At 52.7% G+C, this 11,770-nt stretch carries 12 protein-coding genes; 3 read left to right on the top strand and 9 right to left on the bottom strand.

Annotated elements, in window-relative coordinates:
• Positions 1-154: 154 nt before the first annotated feature.
• From CLR69_RS13945 to pyrB, 7 genes are all read right to left on the bottom strand, one after another.
• Complete coding sequence (locus CLR69_RS13945) at positions 155-892, bottom strand: proteasome-type protease (protein ID WP_129702599.1); 738 nt, start codon at positions 890-892, stop codon at positions 155-157.
• Positions 893-915: 23 nt separating this feature from the next.
• On the bottom strand, positions 916-1,737 hold the full coding sequence (locus CLR69_RS13940) for a transglutaminase family protein (protein WP_129713490.1): 822 nt from the start codon (positions 1,735-1,737) through the stop codon (positions 916-918).
• Positions 1,734-2,663 carry an alpha-E domain-containing protein gene (locus CLR69_RS13935; RefSeq protein ID WP_129702601.1) on the bottom strand — a complete coding sequence of 310 codons (930 nt, stop codon included), beginning with the start codon at positions 2,661-2,663 and terminating at the stop codon, positions 1,734-1,736. Before CLR69_RS13935 ends, CLR69_RS13940 begins: the two co-directional genes overlap by 4 nt.
• Positions 2,657-4,096 (bottom strand): circularly permuted type 2 ATP-grasp protein, encoded by a 1,440-nt coding sequence (locus CLR69_RS13930; RefSeq protein WP_129702602.1) that lies wholly within the window; start codon positions 4,094-4,096, stop codon positions 2,657-2,659. Before CLR69_RS13930 ends, CLR69_RS13935 begins: the two co-directional genes overlap by 7 nt.
• Before the next feature lie 221 nt (positions 4,097-4,317).
• Positions 4,318-4,704, bottom strand: coding sequence for a 2-iminobutanoate/2-iminopropanoate deaminase (gene ridA / locus CLR69_RS13925; RefSeq protein ID WP_012773081.1), 387 nt, complete (start codon positions 4,702-4,704; stop codon positions 4,318-4,320).
• A 98-nt stretch (positions 4,705-4,802) separates the two neighbouring features.
• Positions 4,803-5,267 carry an aspartate carbamoyltransferase regulatory subunit gene (gene pyrI / locus CLR69_RS13920; RefSeq protein ID WP_129702603.1) on the bottom strand — a complete coding sequence of 155 codons (465 nt, stop codon included), beginning with the start codon at positions 5,265-5,267 and terminating at the stop codon, positions 4,803-4,805.
• A gap of 15 nt (positions 5,268-5,282) precedes the next feature.
• Entirely contained in the window at positions 5,283-6,218 is a 936-nt protein-coding gene (pyrB, locus tag CLR69_RS13915; protein ID WP_129702604.1) for an aspartate carbamoyltransferase, read from the bottom strand.
• 448 nt (positions 6,219-6,666) lie between these two features.
• On the opposite strand from pyrB, the gene CLR69_RS13910 reads away from it, so the two are divergent.
• Complete coding sequence (locus CLR69_RS13910) at positions 6,667-7,134, top strand: NanQ anomerase/TabA/YiaL family protein (protein WP_129713489.1); 468 nt, start codon at positions 6,667-6,669, stop codon at positions 7,132-7,134.
• 186 nt (positions 7,135-7,320) lie between these two features.
• On the opposite strand, the gene CLR69_RS13905 is transcribed toward CLR69_RS13910, so the two are convergent.
• A complete protein-coding gene (locus CLR69_RS13905) occupies positions 7,321-8,784 on the bottom strand; it encodes an MFS transporter (protein ID WP_129713488.1) in 1,464 nt (487 codons plus the stop codon).
• A 117-nt stretch (positions 8,785-8,901) separates the two neighbouring features.
• Here CLR69_RS13905 and CLR69_RS13900 point away from each other — a divergent pair, with 117 nt between their 5' ends.
• Positions 8,902-9,972, top strand: coding sequence for a helix-turn-helix domain-containing protein (locus CLR69_RS13900; RefSeq protein ID WP_129713487.1), 1,071 nt, complete (start codon positions 8,902-8,904; stop codon positions 9,970-9,972).
• Positions 9,973-9,997: 25 nt separating this feature from the next.
• Here CLR69_RS13900 and argF read toward each other — a convergent pair whose 3' ends face one another.
• Positions 9,998-11,005: an ornithine carbamoyltransferase gene (gene argF, locus CLR69_RS13895; RefSeq protein WP_129713486.1), complete on the bottom strand. Its 1,008-nt coding sequence runs from the start codon at positions 11,003-11,005 to the stop codon at positions 9,998-10,000.
• A 161-nt stretch (positions 11,006-11,166) separates the two neighbouring features.
• Between argF and rraB the strand changes: the two genes are divergently transcribed.
• Positions 11,167-11,592 (top strand): ribonuclease E inhibitor RraB, encoded by a 426-nt coding sequence (gene rraB, locus CLR69_RS13890; protein ID WP_129702609.1) that lies wholly within the window; start codon positions 11,167-11,169, stop codon positions 11,590-11,592.
• Positions 11,593-11,770: the final 178 nt, after the last annotated feature.

Raw genomic sequence — 11,770 nt, 5'->3', positions numbered from 1 at the left:
TGAAGGCTTACGGTGCGTGGTCTGGCGGCTTATCGGGAGTTTTTTTATGGGCTGCGAGAGTTAATGTACAGAAATATCTGAAATGCCAGATGGCGTTTTTCGGCATTCGTAGTAAAGCGTGAGGGTGACTACAGAATGCCGATGAGGAGATGAGTTACGCTTGGCTATCAGGGAAGGGGGGAAGCTGGCGGAAGATATTCACTAGCCCCTCCGACCAGGCTTTACGGATCGTGGTGAAATAGGCGTTGTTTTCGGTAACGCGCTGCTGCTCACCGCTGTCAAAACTACCGGTGCGATAAATCATCACGTCCAGCGGCAGACCAACCGACAGGTTGCTGCGCAGAGTGGAGTCGATAGAAATCAGCGCACAGCACATGGCTTGCTCCAACGGAGTATCCATCGTCAACACACGATCGATGATCGGCTTACCGTACTTACTCTCGCCAATCTGGAAATAGGGAGTGTCCGGCGTGGCTTCAATGAAGTTGCCTTCAGGATAAATATGGAACAGCCGATGTGTTTCACCGCCAATCTGGCCGCCTAGCAGCAGGTTGCAGCCGAAATTGGTATTACTGCCGCTCTGCTGCGCGCTGCTATCGCGGTGAATCACTTCCCGCACGGTTTCCCCGAGTAGCATCGCAGCGTCATACATGGAGTTAACCTGCATGAGATTTGGCGTATGCTGTGCGTCAATGCGGGCGCTGAGTAGGCTAATGATGCTTTGTGTTGTCGCCAGGTTGCCCGCGCATTGGATCACTAACACACGTTCATCGTCATGCTGAAAAACATAGAGTTTTTTGAACGTTGCAATATGATCGACGCCCGCGTTAGTGCGGGAATCGGAAGCAAAAACCAGGCCGTCAGACAGACACATGGCGACACAGTACGTCATAAAGCACCTTTTCGTTAAAAATTTTACTGTTGCTGCTGCACCTGCTGTTGCCGTTCAAACAAGCGGACTTCAGCTTCTGAAAACATCTCTTCACATCCGCCTCCCAGCCGCGTACCGCGTACTGGGCAGGCATCCATATAATCCATTCCCACGGCTAGCCACAGATGCTGATGGAGCTGCCGGGTGCTGTTGGTAATATCGAATCCCTGCCAGTATCCGTTTAGCCACACTTCCGCCCAGGCGTGCATGGCGACATGGTGGGTGTCCTGACTGTATACGTAGCCGCTGACATAGCGTGCTGGAATATTCAGGCTGCGGCAGCAGGCCAGGAAAACATGGGTATGATCCTGACAAACGCCTTTCTGCATGGCAAACGCCGCTGCTGCGGTATCCTGCACCTGCGTCGCGCCGGGAGTATACGGCATTTTCAGCCGTAATTCCGCCATCAGCGTATTCAGGCTTTCTTCCGCTGCATCCGAGCGATAATAACGTTGTGCAAATGCTCGAATTTCGCCATCGGCTTCTGTCAGCGGCGTCGTGCGTAAAAAAACCAGTGGCGACAGACCATCCTGCGTTTCGAACGCTTCTCTTTCGCCGTCGTCGCCGATATCAACCACGCCTTGCGCATGAATCGTGATGTCGTGATGCGGATGGTCGAGTGTCAGCACATGCAACACATTACCATACGCATCGGTGGTTTGAACCGCTGAGGCGGGCAGCGTCAGTTTCCATTCCTGAATTCTCTGATGTGCGGAGTTTTGCGGCGTCAGGCGCAGGTACTGGGTGCTAAATTTTACTTCTTCATCATAACGGTAGTGAGTGAGGTGGTTGATGGTGAGTTTCATAGCGCCTCCAGATAGGTATGACGAATGCTGTCTGCCAGTTCGTTGATTTTAATTATGAAAGTATTGAGATAGGTGGGTAGATCTTGCTCCAGAATGTCGTCCAGCGTGCTGAAGCGTAGCTCGACGTGTAGCAGGTGGGCGAGCCGATGCGGGACTTTGGCACGTTGGCTGCCGATGGCCTCTAGCTGAAGGACCAGATCGCCGACGCAGGCGTGCAGCGAACGCGGTACGTCCTCGCGTAAAACCAGCAGCTCGGTGACGGTTTCCGGGCTAATTGGTTGGCGATAGATGCTGTGGTAGGCCTCGCGCGCGCTGACGGCACGCAGCAGGGTATCCAGACGATAGTATTCGCGAACGGGGTCAGGGTCGCTATTGAGCTGTTGGTGTTTAACATTCAGTAACTGTGCGGTCGCATAGGCGCGTTCAATCAACGTGCCCACACGGATGAAGCACTGAGCATCATTGCGCAGCAGCGTGCCAAACATCGCGCCGCGAAACAGGTGGGAACGCTCTTTCACCCAGTCAAAGAACGCATCAATCCCGATGTTATCTACACCCTGATGTCGCAGATTCCGAATGTCGATGCGGGTGGCGTTAATACACTCCCAGACCTCGGAGGAAAGACTGCCGCGCACGGCGTGTGCATTATTCCAGGCCATTTCGATACAGTTGTAGATGCTGCTTGGGTTCTGGCTGTCCAGCGCAAAGAAATTCAGCAGATTGTTCATAGAAAAGTGGGGGTAGCGCTGCTGAAATAGCTCGTGAGTAGCAGTCAGATTCAGGGGCAGAGCCAGATCGCGCTGCTGCTGGCTGTGGCGCGGCATCATCGAGAGTTTGTAGGTGACATCCAGCACGCGGGCGAGGCTCTCGGCCCGTTCCAGATAGCGAGCCATCCAATACAGTTCACTGGCAGTACGACTTAGCATGATTCGTCCTCCTCCATGACCCAGGTGTCTTTGGTACCGCCGCCCTGTGAAGAGTTGACGACCAGAGAACCTTCCGTGAGTGCGACGCGCGTCAGGCCGCCGGGAACCAGTCGGATTTCCTCACCGGACAAGGCGAAAGGGCGCAGATCGATATGTCGGGGAGCCAAACCATCGTCGATAAACGTTGGGCAGGTGGACAGCGCTAACGTTTCCTGACCGATATAGTTGTGCGGATGGGCAAGTAAACGCTGGCGGAACGTTTCGATCTCCTGACGCGTTGCCCGCGGACCGACCAGCATACCGTAGCCGCCTGCTCCGTGAACTTCCTTCACCACCATGCTATCCAGATGATCGAGCACATAGCGCAGGTCCTTGGGGTTACGACACTGCCAGGTTGGAATGTTGTGAAGGATTGGTTCTTCAGACAGGTAGAAACGGATCATTTCCGGCACATAGGGATAGATGGATTTATCGTCGGCGACACCGGTACCGACAGCATTCGCCAGTACGACGCCGCCAGCACGATACACGGACAACAAACCAGGCACGCCGAGCATGGAATCCGCGCGAAATGCTAGCGGATCGAGGAAGGCGTCGTCCACGCGACGATAAATCACATCGACCTGACACGGACCTTCTGTGGTGCGCATATAGACTGCGCCTTCTTTCACGAACAAGTCTGCGCTTTCTACCAGTTCAACGCCCATTTGCTGCGCCAGAAAGCTGTGTTCAAAGTAGGCGCTGTTGAAACGGCCCGGCGTCATCACGACCACGGTAGGGTCGTCAACCTGCGTGCTTTCACGCAGGGTCTGTAGCAGATAGCTGGGATAACGTTCAACGGGCGCGATATGCTGGCTGGCAAATAAATCCGGGTAGAGCCGCATCATCATTTTGCGGTTTTCCAGCATGTAGGAAACGCCGGATGGGGTACGCAGGTTGTCTTCCAGCACGTAATAATGGCCGTCGCTGTTGCGCACCATATCGATCCCAGTGATGTGGGCGTAAATATTGTTATGCAGATTCACCCCTTGCATACAGGGTTGATACTGCTCATTCGCCAACACCTGCTCACTGGGGATAATACCGGCCTTGAGTATGTGCTGCTGATGGTAAATATCGTAGAGAAAGGCGTTCAGCGCCTGTACCCGCTGACGGATACCACGATCGAGCAATTGCCATTCGTGGGCAGGAATAATGCGCGGTACGCTGTCGAAGGGAATTAAGCGCTCGGTACCGCCTTCCTCGCCATAAACGTTAAACGTAATACCCACGCGGTGAAACAGCAGTTCTGCCTGTTCCTTCTTCTGTTTAATGGCCTGCTGGTCGGTTTGTTGGAGCCATTGCCAATAGGAATTGTAGTGTTGACGTTGTTGGCCTTGCGACGAGAGCATCTCGTCGTAATAAGGCGCAGATGGAAGTTTCATTTTTATCATTGTCATCCCCAGGCATCACGCTTAATAGCGATAATAGGACAATGCATAAAATGCGCCATTTTCGAAAAAGTGTGGTGCAGTCAGGATAGTGCCCGGTTTTTTCCTCTAATTGGTGCGTAGCAAGGCCGGTTTGCACTGAGGAGGGAAAATAAAGGCGCTGAAAATCAGCAAGACGCAGCCACAATGGTGCGTCTTGAGAAGGGGATGATCAATGATGGTGCTTAGCGACGAACGGCGATCGCTTCGATTTCGATCTTCACATCTTTCGGCAGGCGTGCGACTTCAACACAAGAGCGAGCTGGGAACGGTGCGTCGTGTTCGTTGAAGAACGCTTCATACGCGGTATTCACGAGAGTGAAGTCGTGCAGGTCTTTCACGAATACGGTCGTTTTCACGATATCGGAAACTTTCAGGCCAGCGGCTTCGACAATCGCCTGAACATTTTCCAGTGACTGGCGCGTCTGGGCGGTGATGTTGTCAGCGACCAGACCGCTTTTCGGGTTCACCGGAATCTGGCCGGACGTGATGATCATGCTGCCAAGGTCGACGCCCTGAACATAAGGGCCGATGGCGGCAGGGGCGTGCTCAGTGCTGATAGTGCGTGACATGGTATCTCCTTGATGGGGGCGTAAAAGGAACGCGGACGCAGCCATTATTCAAAAAAGCCCCGCGACAGGCAATGTCGATTACGGGGCAAGGCAGAAAACTAGCGATCTTGCAGTACAGCCTGACGCTCGAACTCTTTCTCACAGTACTTACACTTCAGGTGAACGTCTCCCTCGCGCTGCTTAACGCTGAATGATGACGAAACCGGCTCGCTGCGGCTGATACAGTTACTATTCGGGCAGGTGAGCACGCCAGTAATGTGGTCAGGCAGCGTTGGTACCAGCTTGCGTACCACGTCATAGTCATCAATCTGATTCACGGTAGCTTGAGGGGCGTAAATCGCCAACTGATTCGCTTGCTGTTCTGTTAGGAACACGTTTTCGATCTTGATCAGATCTTTGCGCCCAAGGTGGTTGGATGGCAAGTTCAGGCCGATGGTGATGCGCTGGTCTGTTGCAGTCAGTTTAAACAGCGTCAGCAGCTTAAAACCTACCTGTGCGGGGATGTGGTCGATCACCGTGCCACGTTTGATCGCTTCAACCTGTAATTTATTATCGTGTGTCATGATGGTTTCTTCCTCTTACAGAACCAGTTCGCGATTCAGGACCAGCGCCAGCAGCGCCTGACGGGCGTATATGCCGTTACCCGCCTGTTGGAAATAATAGGCGTAGGGCGTGGCATCCACATCAATGGTGATCTCATCTACGCGCGGCAGTGGGTGAAGCACTTTCAAATTCGGGCGAGCGTTGTCCAGGTCGGCAGCACGTAGGACAAATTGGGATTTGATGTTGATGTATTCGGACGGATCCAGACGCTCTTTCTGAACGCGCGTCATGTACAGAATATCCAGCTCGCCGACGACTTCATCGATGCTGTTGTGCAGGCTGTAAGCAATATTTTTCTCTTTCAGCATGCTCAGAATGTAGTCCGGCATGGCCAGCGCGTCTGGAGCGATGAAGTAGAAACGGTTTCCTTCGAACTTCGCCAGCGCCTGCGTGAGTGAATGTACGGTGCGGCCATATTTCAAATCACCGACCATCGCGATATTGATGTTGTTCAGCCGGCCCTGCGTTTCCTGAATGGTGAACAGATCGAGCAGCGTTTGCGTCGGGTGCTGGTTTGCACCGTCGCCGGCGTTCAGTACCGGGATACCGCCGGAAAACTCGGTCGCAAGGCGGGACGCGCCTTCTTGCGGATGACGCATCACGATGGCATCAACATATTGGCTGATAACGGAGATGGTGTCGGCAAGCGTTTCGCCCTTTTTCCCCAGCGAGGTGTTGTTGCTGTCGGCGAAACCGACGACGGAAGCGCCGAGACGATGCATCGCGGTTTCAAAGGATAAACGCGTCCGTGTGGAGGCCTCGAAGAAGCAGCTGGCAATCACTTTGTGTTTTAACAGCTCAGGCTGGGGTTTGGCTTTCAGGCTGGCAGCTACGCTCAGCGCCAGTTCCAAATCTTCCCGACTGAGATCGTTAATCGAAATAATATGTTTTTGATAGAGCGGATTGACCATGTTGTCTTTCTCCTAACGAGTAAACAGGAAATGTTGTATCTGGCGGCCCGGACGGTGGGCAAAAAAAAGCCCCTCATTGAGGGGCTTTCTTAATTGATCGATTGAGCAACGGAAAGGAAAACGCTAGCTGGCTGCCGGATGGCAGTTGTGGTTGAGAACCAACATAAGCAGCGGATTTTTTGGTGTAACGGTACATGACCCCTCCCGGCAAACTGTCGGGAATTATACGCGCCGACTAGGCTATTTCAAGCAGAAAACGTGGTTTTTTACGCATCGCAATCGGTTGCGGAGCGAATGCTATGTGCATGATGACTGTAGACGGGGGAAGACCAGTTGAGAAGAGTGATGATCAGTTCACTGTTTCAGATTAACACGCTGGCGGGTGTCACATTTGGAGAGTATAAGGATTGTAAAACAGGGTTTCATTTTTTCTATCAACGAGGTTTTTATGATTACTGGCAATGTCCACCACCTTAATCTGGTTCCTTATCTGCCCGCCAAACTGCGTGAAGCGATTGAATACGTGAAGCAAAACATCACGGCAGATACGCCGTTGGGTAAGCATGATATCGATGGCAATAACGTATTCGTGCTGATCTCCAACGACAGCACGGACCTGCTGGAAAAACGTCGTGCCGAATATCACGCCAAATATCTGGATATTCAAATTGTGTTGTCTGGTGTAGAAGGGATGACGTTCAGCAACCTGCCTGCGGGCAAGCCAGATACTGATTGGCTGGCGGATAAAGATATTGCCTTCCTGCCTGCGGGTGAACAGGAAAAGCTGTTTGTGATGCAGGAAGGTGATTTTGTCGTCTTCTTCCCAGGAGAAGTGCACAAACCGCTGTGTACCGTTGGCGAACCGGCACACGTGCGCAAAGCTGTGGTGAAAATCGACGCGTCGCTGGTGGGATAAACCGCCGGGAAGAGGATAAGGCCAGTAGGGCTGAACCGATCTGATTGCATGGCAACGGATGGTTTACCGCTACGGTATGTACTTCTAAAAACTGCGTCTTTTGATTCATCAGGGCGCAGTTTTTATTTTATCTTTACAATGATTTCTTGTGCCAAACGGGATGTGGCATTGGCTAGCGTTGCCACATTATTCTTCGCGCTTCACCCTGACGGCGAATTTGAAATTGAACAAGAAGTGGCTCATTAGCGCCAGCACCCAAACACCTCCCGCACCGTATAACAGAATACTGCCGAATCCTTCTGTCAGCGCTCTCGATACCACCTCAGTGGCAAGTGCCGAGACTTCTCCACCTCCGGCAATGCGCTCTGCGAGTGCATCGATACCCTCCGACATGACACCCTTCAAGCTCGCCGCCACGCCCGCGACCAGTAAATTTCCCATCAATGCGATGTTTATCGACAGCGTAATCAACCGCGCGCTGATATCAATACCAGATGCCATTCCTGCCCGATCGCCCGAGACTGAGCCTGTCGTTGTGTTGGTCACTGGCGTGTTGATTAGCCCAAGTGCAGTACCTGCCAACAGCGCCCCCGGAAGTAGACTCAGATGGTTTGCGGCGGCGAATTTCATCAGCATAAAACCGGCACCAATGGTAAATAGCCCTATCGGAATGACGCGTGCAGCGCCAAAACGAACCACCAGTTTCTCGCCGAGAGGCGGCATTAGCAGAGTCGGTAAGGTATAAGCCAGCAACGCGAGTCCGGTGGCCAGGCTGCTGTATCCTAGCCCGATCTGATAATAGACGGGGAGGTAAATCATCAGCGGCCAGAAGCTGAAATTCATGCCAATCGAGCCCATGAGTGCCCCGGAAAAGGAGCGAATACGAAATACAGAAAAATCAAACATGGGATACGGATGGCGTTTCTCCACCCAGATAAATAACGCTGTGCTAAGTACTGTGAGCAGCAGGATAAGACGTGCGACAAGGCTGTCCCACCCCAGACTGCCACCCTGTGTGATGAGGTAAGTTGCGCCCATAACCGCGCTCGATAGCGTAACAATGCCGCCGAGGTCGAGTTTTTTAACCGCACTATCACGGGATTCCACCACATTTTTCCATGCCAGAATCAGCGTCAGCAAGGCGATAAAACCGTGTACCAGAAACACCCACTGCCAGCTTAGCCAGGCAACCAACACACCGCCGATCATCGGCCCGAACCCCAGCCCAAATCCAAACGTAATACCCCATGCCGCAAAAGCACGGCTGCGTGATGCTCCTTGTGGAAATTGGAACGAGAGAATGGCAATCAGACAGGTCAGCATAGCTCCACCGCTCAATCCCTGAAGGAAGCGCCCGACGATCAGCCACTGCGGGCTTTCCGCTAGCCCACACATGACCGAGGTTAACCCGAACGCGATGATGCTGATGATAAAGACACGTTTACGGCCGTAGCGATCCGCCAGTGTGCCAGTCGCCATCAGCACCGTCGTACAGGCTAGCGTGTAGGCATTCATGATCCACTGTAATTCCCTGAAACTGGCGTGCATCTCTTTTTCCAGCATGGGTAAAATGACCGGTACGCTGGAAATCTCCAGCCCTGACATGAGTGCAGCCAGACAGACCGCCATCAGTGCCAACATGTTCTTCATACTCAATTCCTGCAAAACGTTAAGAGATGGCTAGCATGGAAGATTGATGTCGTGGTGGAAATGCACTCTGATGCCATGTATCGTCAAGATCGTGCCAAAATCAGCGGTAATTCTGTTATGAACATAGCCCCCCTATCTTTACCTCCTGACCGTTCCTCTGCTCCGATAAACCGACGGTTGGTACTGTTGGCATATGAATGCCTGTGTACATTTGAATTTGGAACTGCGGTCGAAGCATTCGGACGTACCGATGAGGTATTGGGTGAACCGCTGTATGACCTGTGTGTGGCGTCAGTGGAAGACGGCCCTTTTGGTGCGCAAGGCGGTGTGCGGCTCGTGGTTGATGGCGGCCTGGAATTACTCGAGGGGGCGGGAACTATCGTCATTCCTGGCTGGCGTAGCGTTCACGACACGGCATCAGAACGGCTCATTACCGTGCTGCAAAAGGCGCACCGCAACGGTTCGCGTATTGTGTCGATTTGTGCAGGGAGTTTTGTTCTCGGCGCAGCGGGTTTATTGGATGGTAAACGTGCTACTGCTCATTGGAACAGCACTGACATTCTGGCGCAGAGATTTCCTAACGTGCAGGTCGAGCACGGCATGATCTACGTTGATGAAGGTAGCGTGATTACGTCTGCGGGGGGCGCCGCGGGTGTTGATCTGTGTCTGCATTTGATCCGGCGTGATTACGGAATTGATGTCGCCAATCGTACTGCTCGCCGGATGGTCACGCCGCCACTGCGTGAAGGCAATCAAGCGCAGCTTATCCAACAACCTGTCCCGTTACGTCAGGCGAAAACGCTCGCTCCGCTGCTCGACGATTTGCGCAGTCATCTAAAAATGCCGTTGGTGATTGAGCAACTTGCTGCGCAGGTTGGCATGAGTCGCCGCACGTTCTTGCGCCGTTTTCACGATGCTACGGGTACAACGCCGGGCGAATGGATGCTGAGTGTGCGGCTGGAAAAGGCCTGTGCGCTGCTGGAAAACGAAAGGCTGAGTATCGATCGTGTGGCAGAACAAGCGGGTTTTGGCTCGCCTGAAACGCTGCGACATCATTTTCGACAACGGCTTAACACGACGCCGACGCGCTGGCGCAAAGCGTTTAGAGAGCGAATGAGCATACCTGGAGAGCGGGACATAAGGGAAAGACAAAATAACTCCCCGGACATGCACCGAGGAGTTGAGTAAAAGCACGAAGGGTCGGCCGTGCGTATTAATCCTGTACCAGCGTGGCGACCATCACCGCTTTGATGGTGTGCATACGGTTTTCCGCCTGATCGAACACGATGCTATGCGCGGATTCAAAGACCTCGTCCGTGACTTCCATTCCGCCATGCAGGCCATACTGTTCCGCCATTTGCTGACCCATCGTTGTCTGGTCATCATGGAACGCAGGCAGGCAGTGCAGAAACTTCACCTGTGGGTTGCCCGTTGCGGCGATCATCGCCATATTCACCTGATACGGTTTCAGCAGCGCGATACGCTCCTGCCAGGTTTCTTTCGGTTCTCCCATGGAAACCCAGACGTCGGTATAGATGAAATCTGCGTCCGCAACACCTGAGGCGATGTCTTCCGTCAGCGTAATGCTGCCACCCGTTTGCTTTGCCGCTGCCTGACACTCAGCTACCAGCCCGGCGTCCGGCCAGCAGGCTTTTGGCGCAACAAGACGTAAATCCAGCCCGGTCAGCGCTGCCGCTTCCAGCATGGTATTACCCATGTTGTTACGCGCATCGCCGACGTAGACGAGCGTCATCTCTGACAGTGTTTTACCCGGTAAATGCTCCTGCATCGTCAGCAAATCTGCCAGCAGCTGCGTGGGGTGGAATTCGTTTGTCAGCCCGTTCCAAACCGGAACGCCTGCATATTGCGCCAGCGTTTCAACAATTTGCTGACCGTAGCCGCGATATTGAATGCCGTCGTACATTCTTCCCAGTACGCGTGCGGTATCTTTGATGGATTCTTTATGACCGATTTGGCTACCGCTTGGGCCGAGATAGGTCACTTGCGCGCCCTGATCGTATGCAGCAACTTCGAAAGAGCAGCGAGTACGAGTCGAATCTTTTTCGAAGATGAGTGCGATGTTTTTACCTTGCAGGCGGCGGGCTTCTGTTCCGTTTTTTTTATCGGCTTTGAGTTTCGTTGACAGGGCTAAAAGATTGGCAATTTCTGCGGGTGTAAAATCCATTAACCTTAAAAAGTGACGCTTATAGAACGGTTGCATGATGTACTTCTCCATGTGGCTCAACATCATCGGTTGAATTAAAATTCACTTTATCCGTGTAATTATTCAAATTCAAGTGGTGATATCAAACTTTATGGTGGAGCAAGCAGCAGGGCTGTGGGACAATAAGTAATATTACGTCGATTAATGAGGACTGAGGCATGGCAAACCGCGAATTACTGGAAGAGCAACGGGAAGAGACACGCCTGATCATTGAAGAACTGCTGGATGATGGCAGCGATCCTGACGCGCTCTATACCATTGAACACCATTTCTCTGCTGAGAAGTTTGAAGTGTTGGAAAAACTCGCTGTAGAAGCCTTCAAGCTGGGCTATGAAGTGACGGATGCAGAAGAACTGGAAGTGGAAGATGGTGTGTTGCTGATGTGTTGCGATGCTATCAGTGAAGTTGCGCTGAAAGCTGAACTGATCGACACACAGGTAGAACAACTGCTGGCACTGGCAGAACGCCACGGTGTGAATTATGACGGTTGGGGTACCTACTTCGAAGACCCAGATGGTGAAGGCGAAGAAGAAGGGGATGATGAAGATTTTTATGATGAAGATGATGACGGCAAACGTCATTAATCCCCGTCATACTTCAAGTTGCATGTACATTGGCGATACTCGGCTCACTTCTGAGCCTCGCCCTGGCAGGGTTGTCACTGCGTCGCCACCTGCCTGCAACTCGAATTATTTAGGCGATAGCGTGTGAATTCCCCAAAGAACACGCTTCACTGAATGCCGCAGGATATTCCTGCGGCTT

This window comes from Pectobacterium zantedeschiae, from assembly GCF_004137795.1.
Taxonomy (GTDB): Bacteria; Pseudomonadota; Gammaproteobacteria; order Enterobacterales; family Enterobacteriaceae; genus Pectobacterium; species Pectobacterium zantedeschiae.
The sequence above is the reverse complement of the archived record's forward strand: the minus strand, read 5'-3'. Positions and strand labels throughout refer to the sequence as shown.